This is a genomic window from Streptomyces sp. NPDC041784 (genome assembly GCF_055591025.1).
This window is the reverse complement of the sequence record NZ_JBVJAB010000012.1, coordinates 94,828-117,107: the sequence shown is the minus strand read 5'-3', so window position 1 is coordinate 117,107 and position 22,280 is coordinate 94,828. Positions and strand designations below refer to the sequence as shown.

Below are 22,280 nucleotides of genomic sequence, written 5' to 3'. Positions count from 1 at the left end.
TTTCCGCGCCTACGCCGTTGTACCGCGGTCGGCTCAGTCTAACGAGCGCCCGCATTCCACCCCCCGAGTACCGCATCGTGAGATGTGCCGGACGCCCGCTCGGGGACTGCCTGCCCACTGAAGCGGAAGTGATAGCTGTGAATTAAGTTTCAAGCACTATCGTGCGCTGGTGCACGTACTCCTGGTTGAAGACGACGAACCGGTCGCCGAGTCGCTCGGGCGCGGACTGAGGCGCTACGGCTTCGAGGTCGACCGGGTCGCCACGGGCGCCGCCGCCCTGGCCCACCCCGTCCCCTACGACGTCGTGCTCCTGGACCTCGGCCTGCCCGACACCGACGGGCTCGACGTCTGCAGGGCGCTGCGCGAGCGCGGTGACGTACCGATCATCGTGATCAGCGCGCGCAGCGACGAGACGGACCGGGTGGTCGGCCTGGAGCTGGGCGCGGACGACTACGTCTCCAAGCCGTTCGGGGTGCGGGAGGTCATCGCGCGGATACGGGCCGTGCTGCGGCGCGCCCAGCCGCGCACCGCCACCGAGAGCGGCGCCGACCGGTACGGCACCCGGCTCACCATCGACCGCAAGGCGGCCCGCGTCCATGTGGACGACGAGGAGATCGCCCTCGCGCCGAAGGAGTACGACCTGCTGGCCTTCCTCACCGAGGAGCCGGGCGCGCTGATGTCGCGCGAGCAGATCATGGAGGCGGTCTGGGACGCGAACTGGTTCGGCCCGACGAAGACGCTGGACGTACATGTGGCGGCGCTGCGGCGGAAGTTCGCCGGGGTCGTCACCATCGAGGCGGTGCGGGGGGTCGGCTTCCGGCTGGAGATCACGCCCGGCACGGACAGCACGGACAGCACGGACAGTACGGACGGCACGGACGGCACGGACGGCACCGCGTCGTGATCCAGCAACTCATCCGCAGCTATGTGCTGCTGGTCGCCGTCGCCATCGGTCTGTTCACCGTGCCGGTGGCCTTCACGCTCACCGCCCAGCTGCGCGACGACACCGAGCTGTCGGTGCGGCGCGAGGCGACCACCATGGCGCTGCTGCTGGGCAACGGCGACGCCGCGTCCTGCCAGGCGCTGGAGGAGATGGCCAAGGCGTACGCCCGGGAGACCAAGGACGAGGTCCAGGCCGCGGCGACGCGGAGGTGCGCCCCGGACCTGCCCCGCCCCGCACGGGACGCCGCCCTCGCCGAGGCCCTGGAGCGGGGGGACCCCTCCACCGACTGGGGCTCGGACTTCATCTGGGGCCGCGACCTGGTGATCACCGTCCCCGCGAAGGACGACGGCCAGGCGGTCGGCGCCGTGCGGATCGTGTACTCCACCTCCGGGCTCACCCACAGGCTGTGGACGATCTGGGGCTTCAGGGCGGGCCTCGCGGTGGCGGTGCTCGGCGTCGCGGCCCTGATCGGCGCGGTCGTCGCCCGCCGCCTGACCCGTCCGCTGCGCCAGCTCAACGACATGGCGACCAAGTTCAGCGACGGCGATCTGACGGCCCGTTCCCCCGAGACGGGCCCCCCGGAGACCCAGACCCTGGCACGCACCCTCAACCAGGCCGGTGAGCGCCTCGACACGCTGATCGCCTCGCAGCGCATCTTCGTGGCGGACGCCTCGCACCAGCTCAGGACCCCGCTGACCGCGCTGCGGCTGTCCCTGGACAACATCGCGGACGGTGTCGACGACGAGTTCGTCCGGGAGGACGTGGAGCAGGCGACGGCCGAGGTGGTCCGGATGAGCCGGCTGGTCAGCGGGCTGCTGGTGCTGGCCAGGGCCGAGGCGAAGGTCACGGCGGCGGAGCCGCTGCCGCTGACGGACATCGTGACGGAACGCCTGTCGGTGTGGAGACCGGCCGCCGACGAGCGCGGAGTCACCATCGCGCTCAGGGGGAGTGCCGACGACCGGCCGTCGGTGCTGGCCAGCCCCGGTCATCTGGACCAGGTGCTGGACAACGTGCTCTCGAACGCCCTGGAGGTCTCACCGGACGGCGGGACGATCACCGTCCGGGTGGAGTCCCGGGCCGACAAGGTGGTGTTGTCGGTCCTCGACGAGGGACCGGGCATGTCGGACGCGGAGAAGCCCCGCGCCTTCGACCGCTTCTGGCGCGGCCAGGGCCTCACCGGGCGGTCGGGTTCCGGGCTCGGCCTGGCTGTCGTCAAGCAGCTGGTGACGGACGACGGCGGGACGGTGGCCCTGGCGGACGCTCCCGGGGGCGGCCTGTGCGTGCGCATCACGCTCCGGGCGGCGCCCCGTACCGGCTGATCAGCCCTCGGGCATCGCCGACGAGTGGTGGTTGACGATCTTCCACGTGCCGTCGCGCTTCTCGTACTCGTACGTGTAGCGGGCCTCGACGACACGCTTCTCGCCGGTCTCCGGGTCGGTGAGGGTGAACGCGTAGACACCGGTGTCGATGGCCGAGTCGCTGTCCAGGACGTCGACGATCGTCCGGATCTTCTTCCCGACCGGCTTGTTCTCCAGGAAGTGCTCGAAGTAGTCGACGATGCCGGCGCGGTCGGTGCGGATCTTGTTGGAGACGGTGGGCAGCAGGACCGCGTCCTTGGCGTAGCGGTCGGCGACGACCTCCGCGTCACCGGTCCGCAGCGCGGCGTTCCAGCCGTCGAAGAGGGCGGCGATCTGCTTCTCGGTGGGCTTGTGGGACTTCTCGCTGCCGGCCGCACTGACGCCGGCCGTCACCGTGACGGCGGTGGCGAGGGCGGTGGCGGTGACGAGAGCGGCGCGTATGCGGGTCTTGCGGGTCATCGCAACTCCTGTGCGGATGGTGCCGGTTGGGATGACTCGAGACTCGCGCTCCGCCGGTTACGGCCCGTGCAGCCGTCGTACAGCGCACGTACAAGACCCTGCCAACTCTCAGCCGGCCACCCGCTTCCCCCGGTCGCGCACCAGGCCGACGCCGGCGCCGAGCGAGACGACCCCCATGCCCACGGCGGTCATCACGCCCCGCGTCCCGTCGACCACGAAGGGCGCGGCGGCGGCGACGGCCAGGTTGAAGAGGAAGAGGAACCACAGGACGGGGCGGGAGGAGAGCAGGGTCTTCATGGCTGGGTGTCCTTGGGTGCGGCGGGGCTTGCTGACGAGATCAACGATCCCGTCCCCGGCCTGCGCGAACGAGGGAGTCCGCTCCCGAACCGATGGTGTAGGCAGGTACACCCCCCAGGCCCGCTCGCCACGGCCCGTTCTCGGCTGCCCCGGCCATGCGAAAGGGCTGTGACCGGTCGTCCGGTCACAGCCCCTGCGGTACGAACTAGGACCTGTCCGGCCGATCAAGTCGCAGGAAAGCGACGGTGCCTCGGTAGTGCCGGTGAGCGGGGTGTGGTGCGTGCTGCTGCAAGGCGGAGGAGGGCGTCGACGCGGTGGGGGCACCCCCGGCCGGAGGCTGGGGGACGTCGGCAACCGACGACAACGCCGCTGGGGGTACCCCCTCTGGGGGAGGGCGTGCCACACCCCGCGTCTGCGGCATGATCGGCTGGACAGGTCCTAGCCGCGGCCCAGGCCCAGTTGTTCGCCGATCTCCTCCGCCATGACCTTGCCCGCCTCGAACTCCAGCGTGTCGTCGCCCACCATGTCCTGGTCGGTGTCCAGGCCGTCCAGTTCTTCCAGCGGCTGGTCGAGGCGGATGTGGGCGAGGACGGAGTGCAGCGCCCGGAGGGTCGCCGAGGCGGTGGAGCCCCAGTTGGAGAAGTAGGAGAACTGCCACCACCACAGGGCCTCGGTGGTGCGGCCGGCGCGGTAGTGGACCATGCCGTGGCGCAGGTCGGCGATGACGTCGGCGAGGTCGTCGGAGATCCGGGCCGGCACGGGCGCCTTGCGCGGCTCGTAGGGGTCGAAGACCTCCGAGTAGACGTCCACCGGGTCCAGGAGGCGGGCGAGGTTCTCGCGGAGTTCGTCCACGTCCGGCTCGAAGCCCGGGTCGGGCTCGTAGCGCTCGTCGGGAACGATGTCCTCGTGGGCGCCGAGGCGGCCACCGGCCAGCAGCAGCTGGGAGACCTCCAGGAGGAGGAAGGGCACGGCGGAGCCCGGTTCGTCGCCCTTCGCTACCTCGGTCACCGCGACCAGGAAGCTCTCCACCTGGTCCGCGATCTGGACCGCGAAGTCGTCCGGGTTCTGGCCGGTCGCGTGCAGCGTGGCGTCAGACATCTAGGAGTCGTCTCCCCTCGAAGGCGCGCCCGAGGGTCACCTCGTCCGCGTATTCCAGGTCGCCACCCACCGGGAGGCCGCTGGCCAGGCGGGTGACCTTCAGGCCCATGGGCTTGATCATGCGGGCGAGGTACGTCGCCGTGGCCTCGCCCTCCAGGTTCGGGTCGGTGGCCAGGATCAGCTCCGTGACCGTACCGTCGGCCAACCGCGCGAGAAGTTCTCGTATACGCAGGTCGTCGGGACCGACACCCTCGATCGGGCTGATCGCGCCGCCCAGGACGTGGTATCTGCCGCGGAACTCACGGGTCCGCTCGACCGCGACGACGTCCTTCGGCTCCTCGACCACACAGATGACCGTCGGGTCGCGGCGCGGGTCGCGGCAGATGCCGCACAGTTCCTCCTGCGCGACGTTGCCGCAGGTCGTGCAGAAGCGGACCTTCGCCTTGACCTCCATCAGGGCCTGCGCGAGGCGCCGTACGTCGGTCGGTTCCGCCTGGAGGATGTGGAAGGCGATCCGCTGCGCGCTCTTGGGACCGACGCCGGGCAGCCGCCCCAGCTCGTCGATGAGGTCCTGGACCACGCCTTCGTACAACGGACTGCCGTCCTTCCTGGGGTTCCTTGCAGAACGTACGGTAGTTGGGAGGGGCCGGTCTTAGAAAGGCAGGCCGGGGATGCCGCTGCCGCCGCCCAGGCCCTGGGCGAGCGGGCCGAGCTTCTGCTGCTGGAGGGTCTGCGCGTTCTCGTTGGCCGCGTGGACGGCGGCGACGATCAGGTCGGCGAGGGTCTCTGTGTCCTCCGGGTCCACCGCCTTGGGGTCGATCCGCAGGGCGCGCAGTTCGCCGGAGCCGGTCACCGTGGCCTTCACCAGCCCGCCGCCCGCCTGCCCGTCGACCTCCGTGTTCGCCAGTTCCTCCTGGGCACGGGCCAGGTCCTGCTGCATCTTCTGGGCCTGCTGGAGCAGCTGCTGCATATTGGGCTGGCCACCACCGGGAATCACGATCAGCTCCTGTTCCGTACCGCTGTCGGGGGGCGGGATTTCCCGCCTGGCACGAGCCTACGTGGTCTGTGCGGGTGTCGCCCCAGCACTCTTTCGAGTGAGTTTGCTGTGGGGCGTATACCTGATCAAGGCCCACTTCCGGGCGGAAAGCAGGCGAAACCTTCTTCTTCGCCACCCATTGGGCGGTAGGAAGGATCCGGTGCATCAGCGGTATCGGTGTCATCGGGCGTCACGCGACCTCACGCGGCGTCACCGTTCGTGTTCGGCCGGGATCAGTAGGGAGTGCCGGGTGGGTCAGCAGCCGGAGATGCAGCCCGAGGGTCCGCCTCAGGACGGGCGGGGCGAGGGCGCGGCCGGGCTGCGGCCGGGCGATCTGACCGGGCGGGCGTTTCCGCTCGGGGACTGGGGCGAGCCGGCGGAGCGGCTGGACGAGCTGTACCGGTGGGTGGAGCGCGGGGCGCTGGAGACGGCGGCCTGGTATCTCGCCGACCGGGTGTGGAAGCGGCGGGGTGCGCGGGGCTTGCGCGGTGGGGCCGCGGCGGGGGCGGTGTGCGGGGCGGCGCTGCCGTTGCTGGATCTGACCGGGGTGATGGGCGGGGTGGCGCCGTGGGGGTATCTGGCGCTGATGCTGGCGGTGGCGTGTGTGGCGGTGGACCGGTTCTTCGGGGTGACGTCGGGGTGGATAAGGGACGTGGCCACGGCGCAGGCCGTGCAGCGGAGGTTGCAGGTGCTCCAGTTCGACTGGGCGTCGGAGAGTGTGCGGGAGGTGCTGGGTCCGGCGGAGGGGACGGCGAGCGAGGCGGCGGAGCGGTGTCTGGCGGTGCTGCGGAGGTTCTCCGAGGACGTGACGGAGCTGGTGCGGACGGAGACGGCGGACTGGATGGTGGAGTTCCGGACCGGGTCGGCGCCGCTCGGGATCCAGGCGGCGATGGGGTCCGGGGGGCGGGGCGACGCATCCGGTGGCACGGGGAGGTTCTCGATGCCGCCCGGGGCGAACGCCCGCCCGAACATGCCGCGACAGCGGCCGCCGGAGCCGCGGTGACCCCCAGGTGAGGGCGGGCCTCGTCCTCAGGTGCCGGACGGGCTGGAGTCGCACAGCCGCAGCCCCGCCGGTGACCAGCACGGCAGATGGCCGTGGGTGCGGATGACGTCCTGGCCGCTGCCTCGGGTGAGGTAGGTGAGGAAGGAGGAGGCCAGGGAGTCGGCCGGGGGGCGGCCGTAGGTGTAGGCGTACTCGATCTCGCGGTACGGGTAGTCGCCGGTGCCGTGTTCGATGGTGTCGACGGAGGGCGGGTCGCCGTCGAGGTCGACGGGGTGGACGCCCTTCGCGCGGCCGGCGAGGTTCAGCTCGCTGTAGCCGATGGCGCCCGGTGTCGCGGCCACCGTGCTCAGCACCTGGTCGGTGGAGTCGAGTTCGCAGCGCACGACGGGGGCCGTCGGGTAGTCCTTGCGCACGCAGTCGACGGAGGTGTTCTCGATCTCGCCCCCGCCCAGGACGCGCCGCTGGAACACCTGCCGGGTCCCGGAGTTGGCGTCCCTGCTGACCAGGACCACCGCCAGGTCCGGCCCGTCGAGCTGCTTCCAGTTGGTGATCTCGCCGCGGTACAGGCGCCGGACGTCCGCCGTGGAGAGGTTCTTCAGCGGGACGTCGTCGTGCAGGACGAGCGCGAAGACGGACACGGCGACGCGGTTCTCCCTGAGGCTGTCCTGGCCTGCGGGCTTCGGCCCGTCGGAGAGGGCGACGACCGGCGGGGAGCCCTTCTTCGCGCTCGCGCCGGCCGCCGTCAGATCACGGATCCCGGACGTCGAGCCGCGCGGGTCGACGGTGATGCCGGAGCCCTCGCAGGCGCGTTCGTACTTCGCGGCCACCTCGCGGACCACGGGGGCGAAGGCGGTGGAGCCGACGACGGTGAGCGTGCCGCGCGCGCAGCCGATCGGCGGCGGGGTGTCCTCGCGGGTGACGACGATCGTCGCGAGGGTGATCACGCAGACCGTCAGCAGGATGGAGATCAGCCGGGAGGCCCGGCTGAACAGCGGCGGGGTGTCGTCGGGGGCCGAGCTGTGGTTGGGGTGCACCTCGCCGTCGCGCAGACCGCCGTAGAGCCGTATCCCGCGGCCCACGTCCCCGCCGGCGAGCAGCACGAGGAGCTTGAAGTGCTCGCCGCGGTTGAGCGGGACGCGCGGGATGCGCAGGGTGTTGCCGTCGTAGCCGAAGCCGCGGTCCGCGGAGAAGTGGTCCATGAGGTGGTCGGTGTCGGTCGGCTGGGTGACCGACACCCCGTGGATGGTGCGGTCGGTGAAGACGGCGGTCAGGCCGTGGCGTTCGGGGCCGGTGTAGTCGTCGCGGTCGATGCCCTGCGAGCCGTCGTTCTCGATGCGCAGCAGGACGAGGGTGGCGTCGGCCATGCCCGGGGCCTCGTCGAAGAGGCCGAGGCGGCGGTTGGCGCGGCCGGATCTGACGTCGTCGCCGATCGGGTTGTCCATCTGCACGCGGTAGCCGATCCTCTTGCGGCGCGGCACCCGGCGCTCGTACCAGACCATCACGCCGGACGCGACGATGCCGACCACGGCCGTCGCGATGGCCACGGCGTTCTCCGCGTTCAGCCAGTCCACGGTCAGTAACCGTACGTGTGTCCGACGTCACATTTCGGACGGGCGGCGGAAGTTCGCCGGACGTTCACCGGCGGGTGTACGTCAGCTTCTCCCCCGTGCTCGCGTTCACGCGTTCCAGTGTGCCGTCGGACAGGAGGGTGACCTCGGTGGCGGCGCCGGGGGAACAGGAGGAGAGGGGTTCGCCGGTGGTGACCGTGGACGGGCCGATCTCCAACGGGCCGTCGCCGGTGGGCCGTTCGGCGAGCTTCGCGGTGAACTCGCAGTGGTACGAGTCCCCGTCGGCGATCAGCTTGAGGACCGCGTCGCCCACCTCGCCCTGGGTGAGGGTGAGGCGGCGGGTGTTGGCGCCGGTCTCGTTGTCGATGCTGGCGGTCCAGGTGCCGAGGTAGTCCGCCGGGACCGCGCCGTCCTCGCCGGGTGTCGCCGACGGTGACCCCGAGTCCGTGGCGGAGGGTTCCGCCGCGCTCGGGGACGGGGCCGCCGAGGTGCGCGGGGCGGTCGGCGCGGCCGTGGAGCCGTCGCCGCCGTCCCCCTTCATGAGGGCGTACACCGAGCCGCCGGCCGCGATCGCCACGATCACCGCGATCGCGACGAGCAGCGCGCTGGTACGGCCGCTGCGGCGCGACGGCTCCGGCTCCTCGGGCTCGGGGGCGTACGGCGCCGGGGGTCCGTACGGCCCGCTCGGGGCCTGTGTGTAGGGGTTGTGCGCGACGGGCGTCGTCGGCCAGGGGCTGGCCGGCTGCTGCGGATGCCCGTGGGCGTAGGGGGAGGCGGCGGGCCGCGGATGCTGGTGCGGGCCGCCGTACACCGGGTGCGGGGCGGCGGCCGGTATCGGCGACGGCTGGGCGATCAGTGTGTGCGTCCGGCCGTCGGACGGGTCGTCGCCGTGCCGTCCGCTGTGCTCGGGGGCGGCGTCCGGGTCCTCCGCGTCCAGCAGCCGTACCGCGTGCCGGCCGAGCTGGGCGACCAGCGCGCCGGGCAGCCAGGGGTCCCGGGAGTGGCCGTCGGAGACGGTGTCCTGGACGCCCGTCCGCTCCAGGATCCACGCCAGCGACGGCCGGCCGGCCGGGTCCTTGCGCAGACAGGCGCGGACCAGGTCGGCGATGCCCTCGGGGACACCCCCGAGGTCGGGTTCGTCCTCGGCGATCCGGAACAGCAGGGCGTGCACTCCGCTCTCGGTGCCGCCGAAGGGCAGGGCGCCGGTGGCGGCGTAGGCGAGGACGGAGCCCAGGCAGAAGACGTCGGCGGCCGGGGTGACGGCCTCGCCGCGCACCTGCTCGGGCGCCATGAAGCCGGGCGAGCCGATCACCGCGCCGGTCATGGTGAGGCCGCTCTCGGACACCGACTCCAGCGCCCGCGCCACCCCGAAGTCGATGACCCGGGGCCCCTCGATGGTGAGCATCACGTTGGACGGCTTGAGGTCGCGGTGGACGATCCCGGCGGCGTGGATGTTGGTGAGCGCGTGCGCGAGGCCGGCGGCGAGGATGCGCACCGAGCGCTCGGGCAGCGGGCCGTAGTCCGCGCCGACCACCTGCTGGAGGCTCGGCCCGGCGACATAGCCGGTGGCGACCCAGGGCACGGCGGCCTCGGTGTCCGCGTCCAGCACGGGCGCGGTCCAGTACCCGCCGACCCGCTGGGCGCTGCGCACCTCGTGCCGGAACCGCGCCCGGAACTCCTCCCTGGCCGCCAGTTCCGGCCGTACCAGCTTGACCGCGACGGTCCGTCCCCGGTCCGAACGGGCGAGGTAGACCTGCCCCATCCCACCGGCGCCGAGCCGGGCCAGCAGCCGGTAGGCGCCGATCCGCTGCGGATCCCCCGGGCCCAGCTTCTCCATCGCCGCCCCACCTTCTCGCCACACATGTGATCGGGGCGAGGATAATCCGCCTTTTCCGGGAGGCGGGCGACACGGTGTCTACGGTTGCGTAACGGGCGCCTCCGGCGCGACGGCGGCCGGCGGCCCCAGTTCGTCCAGCACCTGGGACAGCCGGGTCAGCGCGGCCACCGCCGCCGCCAGCTCCGTCTCGCCGTACGCCGCCGCCAGCCGGTCGGCGAAGGCCGCGTGCCCAGGGTCGATGCGGGCGATCGCGGCCCGCCCCTCCTCGGTCGGCGCGAGGAGCTTGGCGCGGCGGTGGGCCGGGTTGGCCCGGTACTCGGCGAGCCCCCGTTCGACCAGCAGGTCGGCGATGCGCTGCACGCTCTGCCGGGTGATGCCCATCACGCGGGCGATCCCGGACACCGGCAACGGCTCGCCCAGCACCGCGCCCAGCACCTGCCACCAGGCGGCGGTGAGCCCGGCGGGCCGGGCCAGCTCCTCGGCGACGGCGAGGAACTGGCCGTTGAGCCGGAAGACCCCGAGGGCGCTGCCGCTCAGCAGATCCTGCCGGCTCACCTCTCCCCGGCCTTCTCCAGCACGGCGTACGCCTCCGGGTCGGAGTCGTGGAACAGCCGGTACCAGGCGTCCAGCACCTCACCCTGGTACACGCCGAGCAGCCCGAAGATCTCCCGGGCGAAGGCGACGGGCTCGGTGGGGCCGGCGGTGACCAGGCCGCGGTCGGTGACGGCGTCCGCGTCCAGGTACCGCGGGCCGCCGCCGTAGCCGGTCGCGGCCAGATAGAAGGAGACCGCGCTCGTGTGGTCCCGGTCGTCGAGCAGGCCCTCGCGGGCGAGGCCGGCGGTGGCGCCGCAGATCGCCGCGACGGGTGTGCCGGCGGCCAGGAACGCGCGGGCCGTGCGGGCGAAGGCCGCGAGGTCGTCCGTCGTGTCCCAGAGGTCGGCGCCCGGGAGGATCAGCAGCGCGCTGTCCTCGGGGCGCAGGTCCGCCAGCGCCAGGTCGGACCGGACGCGCAGCCCGCCGATGCTGGTCACCGGCTCGGTGGACGGACCGACCGTCCGGATCTCGTACCCGTTCCGAGCGAGGTACGCCGTCGCGAATCCCGTCTCCCAGTCGGCGAGCGTGTCGTACACGGCGAGATGCACGGGCTTGGGGCTCATGGCTCCTCCTCGAACTCGGAACTACGTACGCGGAACTCCGCACTCGGAATTCCTTATGACAGGATGCTGTCACTAACGCAGCATGCTGTCAATACTCCTCCGTGCTGCCCCTCCGCGCTCCCCACGCCCGACAACCTGTCGCGGAAACCCCCGCTCCACAGACAGGACGCCGATACCGCTTCCGCATCGCGGACATTTACGCTCACTCGCATGACCCCTCAGATCGACCCCCGGGCCGGCGCCGCCGTGAAGGCCGCCGACCGCGCGCATGTCTTCCACTCCTGGTCAGCGCAGGACCTCATCGACCCGCTCGCCGTGGCCGGCGCGGAGGGGTCGTACTTCTGGGACTACGACGGCAAGCGGTACCTCGACCTCACCAGCGGCCTCGTCTACACCAACATCGGCTACCAGCACCCGAAGGTCGTCGCCGCGATACAGGAGCAGGCCGCACGCCTGACCACCTTCGCGCCCGCCTTCGCGATCGAGGCCCGGTCCGAGGCGGCCCGGCTGATCGCCGAGCGGACGCCCGGCGACCTGGACAAGATCTTCTTCACCAACGGCGGCGCGGACGCCGTCGAGCACGCCGTGCGCATGGCCCGGCTGCACACCGGGCGCCCCAAGGTGCTGTCGGCCTACCGCTCCTACCACGGCGGGACGCAGCAGGCGGTCAACATCACCGGCGACCCGCGCCGCTGGCCCTCCGACACCGCCTCCGCCGGCGTCGTGCGCTTCTGGGCGCCGTTCCTGTACCGCTCGCGCTTCTACGCCGAGACGGAGGAGCAGGAGTGCGCCCGCGCCCTGGAGCACCTGGAGGCGACGATCGCCTTCGAGGGGCCCGCCACGATCGCCGCGATCATCCTGGAGACCGTGCCGGGCACCGCCGGGATCATGGTGCCGCCGCCCGGCTATCTCGCGGGCGTGCGGGAGATCTGCGACAAGTACGGGATCGTCTTCGTCCTGGACGAGGTGATGGCCGGGTTCGGGCGGACCGGCGAGTGGTTCGCCGCCGACCTCTTCGGGGTCGTACCGGACCTGATGACCTTCGCCAAGGGCGTGAACTCCGGATACGTGCCGCTCGGCGGCGTCGCCATCTCCGGCGCCATCGCGGAGACCTTCGGCAAGCGGCCCTACCCCGGTGGTCTGACGTACTCCGGGCACCCGCTGGCCTGTGCGGCGGCCGTCGCGACGATCAACGTCATGGCGGAGGAGGGGATCGTCGAGAACGCGAAGAACCTGGGCGCGTCGATCGTCGGACCGGGCCTGCGGGAGCTCGCCGAGCGGCACCCGAGCGTCGGCGAGGTGCGGGGCGTCGGCATGTTCTGGGCCGTCGAGCTGGTGAAGAACCGCGAGACGCGCGAACCGCTGGTGCCGTACAACGCCGCCGGTGAGGCCAACGCGCCGATGGCCGCGTTCGCCGCAGCCGCCAAGAAGGCCGGCGTGTGGCCCTTCGTGAACATGAACCGCACCCACTTCGTGCCGCCGCTGAACGCCGGCGAGGCCGAGCTGAAGGAGGGCCTCGCGGCCCTGGACGCGGCGCTCACGGCGGCCGACGCCCACACAGAGTAGGGACAGGAGCGGGACAGAGCGTGCACGCAGTTCGTGCAAGCTCTTGAAATCCTCGAACGCGTAAGGTGGCGTGCTCGTACATAACGACGAGCACGCCCCCGCTCACCTCTACGCCCCGAGGAGACGCCCCGACCATGCCCGGCAGCACCGGCAACGGCGCCGTGACGCGCAGCACCCTGCGGCAGCAGATCGCCGACGCGCTCCGCGACGAGGTGCTGGCGGGACGGCTCCAGGCCGGGCGGGAATTCACGGTGAAGGAGATCGCCGACCAGTACGGCGTCTCCGCGACCCCGGTCCGCGAGGCGCTGGTGGACCTGTCGGCGCAGGGGCTGCTGGAGGCCGACCAGCACCGGGGCTTCCGGGTGCACGCGTACTCCGTCGAGGACTACCGGGGCATGATCGAGGCCCGCGCCCTGATCATCGAGGGCATGTTCCTGCGCCTGGAGAAGGACAGCGAACGCTTCCACCGCCCGGACGACCCGCGGATAGCCGCCGCCGTCGCCGGGGTGCGCCGACGCGGCGACGAGGCTCAGCGGGCCGCGGCCGCCGGTGACCTCACCGTCCTGATCGGCTACGACCTGCGCTTCTGGCGCGAGCTGTCCGCCCTGTTCGGCAACCCCTACCTCGCCGACTTCCTGCACCGGCTGCGGGTGCAGACCTGGGTGTGCACGGTGCAGCACCTGCGCCGGCTGAGCGACCTGCGCGGCCACCTGTGGTCCGGCCACACCGATCTCGTCGACGCCCTGTACCAGCGGGACACCGGCACCGCCCGCGCGATGCTCGCCGCGTACAACGCCGACTCCGTCGAACTGGTCGAGCGGCTGGCGGCCGGATGAGCGCGGAGGGCGCGCTCGAACAGCGGACGGGCAGGACGTCCCACCGGGTTCCGGGCCTCTCCGTCGTCATCCCGGCCTACAACGAGGAACGCCGGCTCGGGCCCACCCTCGACGCGGTCACCCGCCATCTGGAGACCGCCGGGGGCACCTGGGAGATCGTGGTCGCCGACGACGGCTCCACGGACGCCACGCGCGAGCTGGTCACCGTCCGCCGCGACCCCCGGATCCAGCTCGTCACCGGCCCGGGCAACCGGGGCAAGGGCCACGCCCTGCGCCTCGGGGTCGCCGCCAGCCGGGGCCGCCGGATCCTGGTCATGGACGCCGATCTCGCCGCCCCCGTCGAGGAGTTGAAGCACCTCGAGCGGGCGCTGACCGAAGGGCACGCGGCGGCCATCGGCTCGCGGGCCGTGCCGGGTGCGACGCTCGGCGAGCGTCAGCACCGGCTGCGCGAACTCCTCGGCGCGGCGGGCGGCTTCCTCATCCGCCGGACCACCCTGCGCGGGTTCCGCGACACCCAGTGCGGCTTCAAGCTGTTCGACGGCGACAAGGCCCGCGCCGCCTTCGCCGCCTCCCGGCTCAACGGCTGGGCCGTCGACGTGGAGGTGCTGCGCCACTTCCAGCGGGCCGGCTGGCCGGTCGCCGAGGTCCCCGTGCGCTGGTCGCACCGGCCCGGCTCGAAGGTCCGCCCGCTGGACTACCCGCGGTTCCTGCGCGACCTGGTCCGGCTGCGGATCCCCGCCGTGCGGCCCGTGGACGCCCTGGCCGTCGTCCTCTTCCTGGTCATGGCGGTCGCGCTGTACTCCGGACGGGTGTTCGACCCGGCCCACCGCTATCTCACCGACTCCCTCCAGGACCAGAACCAGTGGGAGTGGTTCTTCGCGGTGACCGCCGAGCAGGTGGCCCATCTGCGCAACCCGCTCCTCACCGACCTCCAGGGCTTCCCCGACGGCGTGAACCTGATGGCCAACACGACCATGCTCGGTCTGTCGGTCCCCCTCACACCCGTCACCCTGCTCCTCGGGCCGGCCGTCACCCTCAGTCTGGTGATGACGCTGGGCCTGGCCGCCACGGCCGCCGCCTGGTACCGGCTGATCGTGAAACGGCTCGTCCGCCAGCGCGCGGCCGCCTTCGCCGGCGCCACCCTGGCCGCCTTCGCGCCCCCGATGGTCAGCCACGCCAACGCGCACCCCAACTTCGTCGTCCTGTTCATGATCCCGCCGATCGTCGACCGCGCCCTGCGCCTCACCCATGCCGGGAACGCACCGGGCTCCCGGCACACCCGGAACGCGGTCGTCCTCGGCCTGATGACGGCCTACCAGCTCTTCCTCGGCGAGGAGCCCCTGCTGCTCGCCGCCCTCGGCATGCTGCTGTTCGCCGTCTCCTACGCGGCCGTCCGCCCGGACGTGGCGCGCCAGGCCGTACGGCCCCTGCTGCGCGGCCTGGCGATCGCCGCCGCCGTCTGTCTGCCGATCGTCGTCTACCCGCTCGCCTGGCAGTTCTCCGGACCGCAGAGCTACACCGGGATCGACCACGGCACCGGCACCGCCAACACCGTGCGCGCGCTGCTCTCCTTCGCCGAGCGCTCCCTGATCGCGGGCGACGCGTCCCGCGCCGACGCCCTCTCCCTCAACCCGACCGAGCAGAACGCCTTCTACGGCTGGCCCCTGATCCTGCTCGCCCTGGCGATCACGGTACGGCTGTGGCGGCGGCCCGTCGTCGTCCCGCTGGCCCTGACCGCGCTCGCCGCCGCCGTCCTCTCCCTGGGCCCGGACATCCACATCCCGCTCACCGGGGTCACCGTCCCCGGCCCGTGGGCGCTCCTCGCGGACCTGCCGCTGTTCGAGTCGGTCATCGAGAGCCGGGTCGCCCTGGTCTGCGCCCCGCCGCTCGGGATGCTGCTCGCCCTCGCGGTCGACGGGCTGGCCCACGCCCGCCGGCTGGGCACGCAGTACGCCGGGCTGCTCGCCCTCTGCCTCGCCCTGCTCCCCCTCGTCCCCGCCCCGCTGAAGTCCGAGCCGCGCGCCGAGGTGCCCGCGTTCTTCACGGACGGCGCCTGGAAGACGTACGTCCGCGACGACGAGACCCTGGTGCCGGTGCCGCTCGCCGAACCCGGCGACGCCGCGGCCCTGCACTGGCAGACCGCCACCGGCCTGGGCTTCCGGATGCCCGGCGGCTACTTCAACGGCCCCTACGGCGACGGCGACCGCACCGGCGTCTACGGCGTCCCGCTGCGCTTCACGGCGAGCCTGCTGCACGACGTCCGGGAGACCGGCGTCGTACCGGTGATCGACGCCCGGAGCCGGGCCGCGGCCCGCGAGGACCTCGCGTACTGGCGGGCGGGCGCTCTGGTGCTGGCCCCCCAGCCCCATGCGGACGCCCTGCGTGAGACCGTGGAAAAGCTGATGGGCCGCCGCGGGGGGCGGGTGGGCGGAGTGTGGGTATGGGACCTGCACGAGGGGAGCTGACGTGGGCCGTACGGACTACTCTTCCCTGACCGTCCGATGCACCGTGGGCTACACCGGGTGACGCCGACCCGCTGAGTGAGGAGCTCTCTTTGGCCTGTGACCTGTGGCTGGTACCGCTCGTCGACGTGTTGTGCCACACCCCCGACAACCCGTTCGCCGACGAACTCGCGCAGTACAACAACGTGCTGGCCGCGGCGGGGCTCCCCCCGGTGCCGGTGTACCAGTACATGCCCGGCCTGTCCGGCGAGGTCGCCCCCGTGGCCGGCTTCGACTACGACGCCCTGCACTTCCTGCGCCGCGCCTATCTGCTCCAGGTCTGCGGGCTGCCGGTGACCCCGGTGGACGAACTGGGCGGCGACTACGAGCAGCTCCTGGAGATGTTCGAGTCAACCGCCCAGCAGTCGCACCTGGTCTGGCACTACGACCACGCGGGCGCCTATGTGCCGGTGGACTTCCCGCAGCCGCTGTCCAACGACGAACTCCTCGCCGGCGGCGGCCCGTTGGGCTCCGCGCAGTCGCTGCTGCGGGAACTGGAGTTCGTCGCCCCCTCGATCGGCATCGACCCGGCGAACCCGCCGGCCCCGCCCCGGCCCCCGTCCGCGCCCACGGATCTGGAGGAACCCGCCGTACCGGCGCCCTACGATCCCAGCCCCTTCGCGCGCGAGCGGCACGTCTGGCTCGGGCTGCACGCGGCGGCGACGCGGAGTCTGGCGCAGGGGTCGATGATCGTGTTCAGCTGAGGGTCAGCGCAGCTGGGAGAGGCCCTTCTGGAGGTCCTCGACGTTCATGATCGGGACCACCTCGAGGTCGGCGTCGAACTGGGTGAAGAACGGTTCCAGGGTGGGCGGCAGGTCGGAGCTGTCCTTCATGTCCAGCACGAGGAAACAGGTCCGCCGGCCGCCGACGGGCCCGAAGTAGGCCGCCTCCGGCTTGACGCGGTCGAGGATCTCCTTGATCAGCTCGGGCATTTTCCCGTTGCGGATGGACTCGTTCGACTTCTCGGTGTCCAGAGTCGCTCTGACCATCACGCGCATCACGATCACCTGCTTCCGGTCGACACACGTGGACGACGTCTCCACAGCTTCAGACTATGCCGGTTCGTCGCATATCTCCCTCCGGCCGGTCCCACCCGTAGATCAGTACGGCCCCGGCCGCCACGACCAGCACGGCCACGGCGGGGACCAGCCACCAGGGCAGGCCGGTCCACACGCCGAGGAGTCCCACGAGGAAGGACGCGCTCGCCGTGAGGACGAGCAGCCGCCTGCCGTACGGCCGCCAGGCGAACCGCTCGTGGTCATGCGGCCGCAGCAGCCGGGCGGTGCCGAACGCCAGCCCCAGGGCGGCCAGGAGGGCCCCGCCGGTGCCGAGGGCGGCCGCCATCTGCGGTTCGTCGCGCGGCGCGTCGGCGGTGTTCTGACGGACCTTCGCCTTGCCGATCGTCATGACCTCGCCGTGCCAGACCGTGCCGGTGATCCGGTCCCCGCGCCGCAGCGACTCCAGCACCGGGCCCGGATCGCCGAAGGACACGGTGCCGTCCCAGAAGGGCGTGCCGGACAGGGTCGCCCGGTAACCGTCCTTCTTCGACCGCGACGTGGCGACCAGGGTGTCCTCGACGGTGAACGAGACCGTCCGCACGCAGTCCTCGTACCGCTGGACGGCCGTGCGGTCGGGGCACGGCCCGGCCGAGGTGTAGTCCCGGTAGCGGTCGATGTCGGACACCAGCCAGCCGGTGAAGGCGAACCAGCAGGCCAGCGCCGAGACCAGGGACGCCACGATCAGCAGCGCCCCCTTGAACCGCGTCACGGTCATCGCTCCGCCACCCCCGTCGATCGCTGCCTGTTCTCTCATCAGAAAGCAGACGATCGACGGGGGGCAAGCGGTTTCACCGGCGACCGGTACAGGGCGACGTGCTGCCGGGTGGCCGGGTGGCCGGGTGGCCTACAGGAACGAGTTGATCTCGATCGTCTCGTCCCGGCCCGGACCCACGCCGATCGCGGAGATCGGAGCGCCGGACATCTCCTCCAGCGCCTTCACGTAGTTCTGGGCGTTCTTCGGCAGATCGGAGAACGACTTGGCCTTCGTGATGTCCTCGGACCAGCCCGGCAGGGTCTCGTAGATCGGCTTCGCGTGGTGGAAGTCCGACTGGGAGTACGGGAGTTCCTCGACGCGCCTGCCGTCGATCTCGTACGCCACGCAGACCGGGATCTCCTCCCAGCCGGTGAGGACGTCGAGCTTGGTGAGGAAGAAGTCGGTCAGGCCGTTCACGCGGGTCGCGTAGCGGGCGATGACCGCGTCGAACCAGCCGCAGCGACGGTCCCGGCCGGTCGTCACGCCCCGCTCGCCGCCGATCCGGCGCAGCGCCTCGCCGTCCGCGTCGAACAGCTCGGTCGGGAAGGGGCCGGCGCCGACACGGGTCGTGTACGCCTTGAGGATGCCGATGACCCGGCTGATCTTCGTCGGGCCCACGCCGGCGCCGGTGCAGGCGCCGCCCGCGGTCGGGTTCGACGAGGTGACGAAGGGGTACGTGCCGTGGTCGATGTCGAGGAGCGTGCCCTGGCCACCCTCGAACAGGACGACCTTGTTCTCCTCCAGGGCCTGGTTGAGGACCAGGACCGTGTCGGCGACGTACGGCCGCAGCTTCTCCGCGTACTCCAGCAGCTCGCCGACGACCTGGTCGACGGCGATGGCGCGGCGGTTGTAGAGCTTGGTCAGCAGCTGGTTCTTGACGTCGAGCGCCGCCTCCACCTTCTGGGTGAGGATCGACTCGTCGTAGAGGTCCTGGACGCGGATGCCGACCCGGTTGATCTTGTCCGAGTATGTCGGACCGATACCGCGCCCGGTGGTGCCGATCTTGCGCTTTCCGAGGAAGCGTTCCGTCACCTTGTCGACAGTGACGTTGTAGGGCGTGATGATGTGCGCGTTGCCGCTGATGAGCAGCTTCGACGTGTCGACTCCGCGCTCGTTCAGACCGCTCAGCTCGGAGAGCAGGACCGAGGGGTCGACGACGACGCCGTTTCCGATGACCGGCGTACAGCCGGGCGAGAGGATCCCGGAAGGGAGGAGGTGAAGTGCGTACTTCTGGTCACCGACGACGACCGTGTGGCCGGCGTTGTTGCCGCCCTGATAGCGCACTACGTAGTCCACCGAACCACCAAGGAGATCGGTGGCCTTTCCCTTGCCTTCGTCACCCCACTGAGCACCGAGCAGCACAAGTGCGGGCACGCGCGTACACCCCTTCCGGGTGGGGCATGTCCAAGGTCAGGGGCGTACGCGGAGGCTTTTCACACCACCGCGTGCACCGCGACCGTCGTTGGCCGCAGCTCGGCGACCGTCGTTGGCCGCACCGCGACCGTCGCCGGTCGCACACCGTCGGACCCGGATGCCCCGGAATAGACGAAGCCCCTGGCGCAATAGCGCAAGGGGCTCTTGCACAAAGATGCTACCCGAGGAAGCGAGGCAGGACCGAGGTGGCGACTTTCGCGACGCCGGACCAGCTGCTGGTGATCATCGATCCGGTCGCCCGGAGGGCCGACGGAGAGTCCGTGCGGATCGCGAAAGACGTGCTCGGCGCGGGTGCGGCGAGTACGAAGGTCTGTCTGCCGGAGAGTCCCGAGGAGTTCGCCCGGGTGCTCCAGCGGCGGGGTTCGCGGCGGCCGGTGGTGATCGGTGACGACCGCGCGCTGGTGCGGACGGTGGCCCTGCTGCACCGGCAGCGGGAACTGGCCGGATGTGTGCTGTCGGTGGTGCCGGTGGGCACCATGCTGGGCGTCGCGCACGCCCTGGGGGTGCCCACGGGCGCGGTGGCGGCGGCCCGGGCCGTCCTGGACGGCGCCGAGCGGCGGCTGGACGTGCTGGTGGACGACAGCGACGGGGTGGTGCTGGGCGCGCTGCGGATCCCGCCGCTCCCGGTGGGGGCGGAGGCGTCCGCCGCGGAGCCGCACGGGCGGCCGTGGCTCCAGTCCCTCGTCCGCACCCTCGCGCCCTCCCGGCCCGCGCGGTCCGCCCGGCCGTCCCGGGTGGCCTCGGCCCCGCCGTCGCCCGGCCCGGCCCGGCTGCGGATCGAGGTGGACGGGGTGACGCTGGTCGACCTCGACCAGCCGGTGGAGGCGGTGTCCGTGACCCCGGGCCCCTCCGGCACGGCGGACGTGGTGGTCCGGCCGCTGTCGGTGGGCGCGGAGGCGGCGCCCCTTCAGGCCCGGGGGCGGATCGTGGCCGTCTCCGGGGCGGACTTCCGCTACCGGGCGGACGCGGCGGTCGCGGGACCGGTACGGCGGCGGACGTGGACGGTGCGCGAGGGGGCACTGGGGCTGATGCTGCCCTCTGAAGGATGAGTCACGCCTCGTCGTCCTTCTCGGGCCGCTGGAAGCCGGTCGTGTCGAGGGGGCAGCCGAACGGATCGGGGATGTAGAGCTTCTCGCCGAAGGGCTTGCTGAAGCGGACCTCATAGCCCTTCGTGGAGGGGGAACCGTAGACGATGGCCTCCTCCTCCTGCATGTCGAGGATCAGGTAGACGGGGACACCGACCTTCCCGTACACCTCAACCTTGTCCGTGAGGTCCTCACGCCTGGTGGAGGCCGAGGTCAGTTCAGCCACGAAGGACAGACCCTCTCCGTCCAGGTGATTGCTGTCCGTCTCGTACGTCTGCTCGTGCGCGGCATGGATATCCGGTCCGTAGGCGCGCTCGACCCCGGGGAACACGAACAAGTCCGGAGCCCGCTCGATCATGTGACCTTCGGGGAGGTATCCCTCCAACTGGTTGCACACCAGCTTCATGACGCGGGTGTAGAACCCCTTCGACCACGGCGACACGACGATGCTCCCCCTGACGATCTCGGCCTTGTAGCCGTCGGGCACGCTCAGCTCGTCGAGGAGGTCCAGAAGCTCCTCGAACCCGCTGCGAGGCTTGGTGCCGCTGATCACCGGTCGCTCTGCCATAAGTGTCATGATGCGCCCTCCCCTTGCCGCGAACCAGCCGCAACCCAGAGTAGCGCCTCGCACACACTCTGTTCGCGCCATCACGCCCTAAAGGTCTGGTGACAAATATTTAACCGTCCCAGCCCCTTGAAGGACTCATCGAAACTGCACCATCCTGCTGCATCAAGGCGTGGCTGCGGCCCGCGAACGCTCAGGGAAGGGCCACCCGATGGCAGTGGACGAGGGCGTCGCCCCGGCGGCGGACGCAACGGACCAAGGGGCGGTACACCGGCTGAAGCCCAACGCCGTGGGCCTGCTCGGCGTGGTCTTCATGGCCGTCGCGACGGCCGCGCCGATCACCGCGATGACGGGCAACGTGCCGTTCATGGTGTCGGCCGGCAACGGCATCGGCGCCCCGGCGAGCTATCTCGTCGCAATGGTCGTCCTGGCAATCTTTTCCGTCGGCTTCACCTCGATGGCGAAGCACATCACGTCGACGGGCGCCTTCTACGGCTTCATCTCCTACGGCCTCGGCCGCTCGGTCGGCCTCGCCTCGGGCCTGCTGGCGACCTTCGCGTACGTGGTCTTCGAGCCGGCCCTGATCGGCATCTTCTCCACCTTCGCCACCGACACCCTCAAGGACCAGACCGGTCTGCACATCCCGTGGTGGGCGTTCGCGGTCCTGATGCTCGCGATCAACGCGATGGGCACCTGGTTCGGCGTCTCGGTGGCCGAGAAGCTGCTCGTCGTGCTGCTCGCCACCGAGGTGACGATCCTCGCGGCGATGGCGGTCTCGGTCGCCCTGCACGGCGGCGGCCCGGACGGCTTCGGCCTCGACCCGGTGAACCCGGTCAACGCCTTCCAGGGCACGTCCGCCGGTCTCGGACTGTTCTTCGCCTTCTGGTCCTGGGTCGGCTTCGAGTCGACGGCGATGTACGGCGAGGAGTCCCGCAACCCGAAGAAGATCATCCCCAAGGCGACGATGATCTCGGTGCTCGGCGTCGGCGTCTTCTACGTCTTCGTCTCCTGGATGGCCATCTCGGGCACCGGCGAGGCGGAGGCCGTGAAGGTCGCCACCGCCGACCCGCTGGCCCTCTTCTTCAACCCGACCGAGGAATACGTCGGCCACTGGGCGGTCGTCGTCATGCAGTGGCTGATGATCACCGGCTCGCTCGCCTGCGGCATGGCCTTCCACAACTGCGCCGCCCGCTACATGTACGCCCTGGGCCGGGAGGGCGTCCTGCCCTCGCTCCAGCGCACCGTCGGCCGCACCCACGCCCGGCACGGCTCCCCGCACATCGCGGGCCTGGCGCAGACGGCGGTCACCGCGGTGCTGCTCGGCGCGTTCTGGGCGGCGGGCAAGGACCCGTACACGGGGACGTACGTGCTGCTGGCCATCCTCGGCACCATGGCGATCCTGGTGGTGCAGGCCGTCTGCTCGTTCGCGGTGCTGGTGTACTTCCGCTCGCACCACCCCGAGAGCCGCCACTGGTTCAGGACCTTCACCGCCCCGCTGCTCGGCGGGGTCGCGATGCTCGCCGTGGTGGCGCTGCTGGTGTCCAACATGGGCGTCGCGGCCGGCCCGGAGTCCGGTTCGCTGCTGCTGAGGGCGACGCCGTGGATCATCGCCCTGATCGCGGTGGGCGGCGTCGGCTACGCGCAGTACCTGAAGCGGCGGGACCCGGCCCGGTACCGGCTGCTGGGGCGGACGGTGCTGGAGGAGACCAAGGAGCGCTGATCCGC

General features: G+C 71.4%; 22 protein-coding genes. 9 read left to right on the top strand and 13 right to left on the bottom strand.

Translation table 11 applies throughout. The annotated features are described in order from the left end of the window. Nucleotides 1-169 precede the first annotated feature (169 nt). Both ACZ6D7_RS25680 and ACZ6D7_RS25675 read left to right on the top strand, forming a co-directional pair. The gene (locus ACZ6D7_RS25680; RefSeq protein ID WP_469495093.1) at nt 170-904 is read left to right on the top strand and encodes a response regulator transcription factor; all 735 of its coding nucleotides are present in this window, start codon (nt 170-172) and stop codon (nt 902-904) included. Continuing rightward, nucleotides 901-2,262, top strand: coding sequence for a HAMP domain-containing sensor histidine kinase (locus ACZ6D7_RS25675; protein WP_469495090.1), 1,362 nt, complete (start codon nt 901-903; stop codon nt 2,260-2,262). Before ACZ6D7_RS25680 ends, ACZ6D7_RS25675 begins: the two co-directional genes overlap by 4 nt. On the opposite strand, the gene ACZ6D7_RS25670 is transcribed toward ACZ6D7_RS25675, so the two are convergent. The 5 genes from ACZ6D7_RS25670 to ACZ6D7_RS25650 form a co-directional block, all read right to left on the bottom strand. Next, nucleotides 2,263-2,760, bottom strand: coding sequence for an SgcJ/EcaC family oxidoreductase (locus ACZ6D7_RS25670; RefSeq protein ID WP_469495087.1), 498 nt, complete (start codon nt 2,758-2,760; stop codon nt 2,263-2,265). It abuts the gene before it with no gap. A gap of 108 nt (nt 2,761-2,868) precedes the next feature. Next, the gene (locus ACZ6D7_RS25665) at nt 2,869-3,057 is read right to left on the bottom strand and encodes a hypothetical protein (RefSeq protein ID WP_469495084.1); all 189 of its coding nucleotides are present in this window, start codon (nt 3,055-3,057) and stop codon (nt 2,869-2,871) included. A 438-nt stretch (nt 3,058-3,495) separates the two neighbouring features. Then, nucleotides 3,496-4,155: a DUF5063 domain-containing protein gene (locus ACZ6D7_RS25660; protein WP_469495082.1), complete on the bottom strand. Its 660-nt coding sequence runs from the start codon at nt 4,153-4,155 to the stop codon at nt 3,496-3,498. After that, nucleotides 4,148-4,747 carry a recombination mediator RecR gene (recR, locus tag ACZ6D7_RS25655; protein WP_469495079.1) on the bottom strand — a complete coding sequence of 200 codons (600 nt, stop codon included), beginning with the start codon at nt 4,745-4,747 and terminating at the stop codon, nt 4,148-4,150. The genes ACZ6D7_RS25660 and recR overlap by 8 nt, the downstream gene beginning before the upstream one ends. A 60-nt stretch (nt 4,748-4,807) precedes the next feature. Next, nucleotides 4,808-5,152 carry a YbaB/EbfC family nucleoid-associated protein gene (locus ACZ6D7_RS25650; protein WP_469495076.1) on the bottom strand — a complete coding sequence of 115 codons (345 nt, stop codon included), beginning with the start codon at nt 5,150-5,152 and terminating at the stop codon, nt 4,808-4,810. Nucleotides 5,153-5,459: 307 nt separating this feature from the next. Here ACZ6D7_RS25650 and ACZ6D7_RS25645 point away from each other — a divergent pair, with 307 nt between their 5' ends. Continuing rightward, on the top strand, nt 5,460-6,194 hold the full coding sequence (locus ACZ6D7_RS25645; RefSeq protein ID WP_469495507.1) for an SLATT domain-containing protein: 735 nt from the start codon (nt 5,460-5,462) through the stop codon (nt 6,192-6,194). Nucleotides 6,195-6,220: 26 nt separating this feature from the next. Here ACZ6D7_RS25645 and ACZ6D7_RS25640 read toward each other — a convergent pair whose 3' ends face one another. The 4 genes from ACZ6D7_RS25640 to ACZ6D7_RS25625 all read right to left on the bottom strand — a co-directional run bounded on the left by ACZ6D7_RS25640 (nt 6,221) and on the right by ACZ6D7_RS25625 (nt 10,756). After that, nucleotides 6,221-7,765 (bottom strand): substrate-binding domain-containing protein, encoded by a 1,545-nt coding sequence (locus ACZ6D7_RS25640; RefSeq protein WP_469495073.1) that lies wholly within the window; start codon nt 7,763-7,765, stop codon nt 6,221-6,223. 64 nt (nt 7,766-7,829) lie between these two features. Next, nucleotides 7,830-9,599 (bottom strand): serine/threonine-protein kinase, encoded by a 1,770-nt coding sequence (locus ACZ6D7_RS25635; protein WP_469495070.1) that lies wholly within the window; start codon nt 9,597-9,599, stop codon nt 7,830-7,832. A gap of 78 nt (nt 9,600-9,677) precedes the next feature. Continuing rightward, nucleotides 9,678-10,154 carry a MarR family winged helix-turn-helix transcriptional regulator gene (locus tag ACZ6D7_RS25630; protein ID WP_469495067.1) on the bottom strand — a complete coding sequence of 159 codons (477 nt, stop codon included), beginning with the start codon at nt 10,152-10,154 and terminating at the stop codon, nt 9,678-9,680. Continuing rightward, the gene (locus tag ACZ6D7_RS25625) at nt 10,151-10,756 is read right to left on the bottom strand and encodes a DJ-1/PfpI family protein (protein ID WP_469495064.1); all 606 of its coding nucleotides are present in this window, start codon (nt 10,754-10,756) and stop codon (nt 10,151-10,153) included. Before ACZ6D7_RS25625 ends, ACZ6D7_RS25630 begins: the two co-directional genes overlap by 4 nt. A gap of 210 nt (nt 10,757-10,966) precedes the next feature. Here ACZ6D7_RS25625 and ACZ6D7_RS25620 point away from each other — a divergent pair, with 210 nt between their 5' ends. The 4 genes from ACZ6D7_RS25620 (at nt 10,967) to ACZ6D7_RS25605 (ending at nt 16,363) form a co-directional block, all read left to right on the top strand. Further along, the gene (locus ACZ6D7_RS25620) at nt 10,967-12,322 is read left to right on the top strand and encodes an aminotransferase class III-fold pyridoxal phosphate-dependent enzyme (RefSeq protein WP_469495061.1); all 1,356 of its coding nucleotides are present in this window, start codon (nt 10,967-10,969) and stop codon (nt 12,320-12,322) included. 134 nt (nt 12,323-12,456) lie between these two features. Beyond that, nucleotides 12,457-13,158 carry a GntR family transcriptional regulator gene (locus ACZ6D7_RS25615; protein WP_469495058.1) on the top strand — a complete coding sequence of 234 codons (702 nt, stop codon included), beginning with the start codon at nt 12,457-12,459 and terminating at the stop codon, nt 13,156-13,158. After that, complete coding sequence (locus ACZ6D7_RS25610; RefSeq protein WP_469495055.1) at nt 13,155-15,623, top strand: glycosyltransferase; 2,469 nt, start codon at nt 13,155-13,157, stop codon at nt 15,621-15,623. Before ACZ6D7_RS25615 ends, ACZ6D7_RS25610 begins: the two co-directional genes overlap by 4 nt. 89 nt (nt 15,624-15,712) lie before the next feature. Next, nucleotides 15,713-16,363 carry a hypothetical protein gene (locus ACZ6D7_RS25605; protein ID WP_469495052.1) on the top strand — a complete coding sequence of 217 codons (651 nt, stop codon included), beginning with the start codon at nt 15,713-15,715 and terminating at the stop codon, nt 16,361-16,363. A gap of 3 nt (nt 16,364-16,366) precedes the next feature. Here the strand turns inward: ACZ6D7_RS25605 and ACZ6D7_RS25600 are convergent, their stop codons facing one another. The 3 genes from ACZ6D7_RS25600 to ACZ6D7_RS25590 form a co-directional block, all read right to left on the bottom strand. Then, nucleotides 16,367-16,657, bottom strand: coding sequence for a DUF3303 family protein (locus tag ACZ6D7_RS25600; RefSeq protein ID WP_469495505.1), 291 nt, complete (start codon nt 16,655-16,657; stop codon nt 16,367-16,369). A gap of 49 nt (nt 16,658-16,706) precedes the next feature. After that, on the bottom strand, nt 16,707-17,432 hold the full coding sequence (locus ACZ6D7_RS25595) for a hypothetical protein (protein WP_469495050.1): 726 nt from the start codon (nt 17,430-17,432) through the stop codon (nt 16,707-16,709). A gap of 129 nt (nt 17,433-17,561) precedes the next feature. Continuing rightward, nucleotides 17,562-18,845 (bottom strand): adenylosuccinate synthase, encoded by a 1,284-nt coding sequence (locus ACZ6D7_RS25590; RefSeq protein WP_469495047.1) that lies wholly within the window; start codon nt 18,843-18,845, stop codon nt 17,562-17,564. A gap of 245 nt (nt 18,846-19,090) precedes the next feature. Here ACZ6D7_RS25590 and ACZ6D7_RS25585 point away from each other — a divergent pair, with 245 nt between their 5' ends. Next, nucleotides 19,091-19,954, top strand: coding sequence for a diacylglycerol kinase (locus tag ACZ6D7_RS25585; RefSeq protein WP_469495044.1), 864 nt, complete (start codon nt 19,091-19,093; stop codon nt 19,952-19,954). 1 nt (nt 19,955) lies between these two features. Here ACZ6D7_RS25585 and ACZ6D7_RS25580 read toward each other — a convergent pair whose 3' ends face one another. After that, a complete protein-coding gene (locus ACZ6D7_RS25580; RefSeq protein WP_469495041.1) occupies nt 19,956-20,567 on the bottom strand; it encodes a Uma2 family endonuclease in 612 nt (203 codons plus the stop codon). A gap of 199 nt (nt 20,568-20,766) precedes the next feature. Here ACZ6D7_RS25580 and ACZ6D7_RS25575 point away from each other — a divergent pair, with 199 nt between their 5' ends. Then, nucleotides 20,767-22,275: an APC family permease gene (locus ACZ6D7_RS25575; RefSeq protein WP_469495038.1), complete on the top strand. Its 1,509-nt coding sequence runs from the start codon at nt 20,767-20,769 to the stop codon at nt 22,273-22,275. Nucleotides 22,276-22,280: the final 5 nt, after the last annotated feature.

Excerpts from the sequence above, each read along its gene's own strand:
- ACZ6D7_RS25670 (WP_469495087.1), bottom strand. The coding sequence starts at position 2,760 with ATGACCCGCAAGACCCGCATACGCGCCGCTCTCGTCACCGCCACCGCC.
- ACZ6D7_RS25665 (WP_469495084.1), bottom strand. The coding sequence starts at position 3,057 with ATGAAGACCCTGCTCTCCTCCCGCCCCGTCCTGTGGTTCCTCTTCCTC.
- ACZ6D7_RS25620 (WP_469495061.1), top strand. The coding sequence starts at position 10,967 with ATGACCCCTCAGATCGACCCCCGGGCCGGCGCCGCCGTGAAGGCCGCC.
- ACZ6D7_RS25645 (WP_469495507.1), top strand. The coding sequence starts at position 5,460 with ATGCAGCCCGAGGGTCCGCCTCAGGACGGGCGGGGCGAGGGCGCGGCC.
- ACZ6D7_RS25615 (WP_469495058.1), top strand. The coding sequence starts at position 12,457 with ATGCCCGGCAGCACCGGCAACGGCGCCGTGACGCGCAGCACCCTGCGG.
- ACZ6D7_RS25580 (WP_469495041.1), bottom strand. The coding sequence starts at position 20,567 with ATGACACTTATGGCAGAGCGACCGGTGATCAGCGGCACCAAGCCTCGC.
- ACZ6D7_RS25600 (WP_469495505.1), bottom strand. The coding sequence starts at position 16,657 with ATGCGCGTGATGGTCAGAGCGACTCTGGACACCGAGAAGTCGAACGAG.
- ACZ6D7_RS25625 (WP_469495064.1), bottom strand. The coding sequence starts at position 10,756 with ATGAGCCCCAAGCCCGTGCATCTCGCCGTGTACGACACGCTCGCCGAC.
- ACZ6D7_RS25660 (WP_469495082.1), bottom strand. The coding sequence starts at position 4,155 with ATGTCTGACGCCACGCTGCACGCGACCGGCCAGAACCCGGACGACTTC.
- ACZ6D7_RS25595 (WP_469495050.1), bottom strand. The coding sequence starts at position 17,432 with ATGACCGTGACGCGGTTCAAGGGGGCGCTGCTGATCGTGGCGTCCCTG.
- ACZ6D7_RS25575 (WP_469495038.1), top strand. The coding sequence starts at position 20,767 with ATGGCAGTGGACGAGGGCGTCGCCCCGGCGGCGGACGCAACGGACCAA.
- ACZ6D7_RS25610 (WP_469495055.1), top strand. The coding sequence starts at position 13,155 with ATGAGCGCGGAGGGCGCGCTCGAACAGCGGACGGGCAGGACGTCCCAC.
- ACZ6D7_RS25635 (WP_469495070.1), bottom strand. The coding sequence starts at position 9,599 with ATGGAGAAGCTGGGCCCGGGGGATCCGCAGCGGATCGGCGCCTACCGG.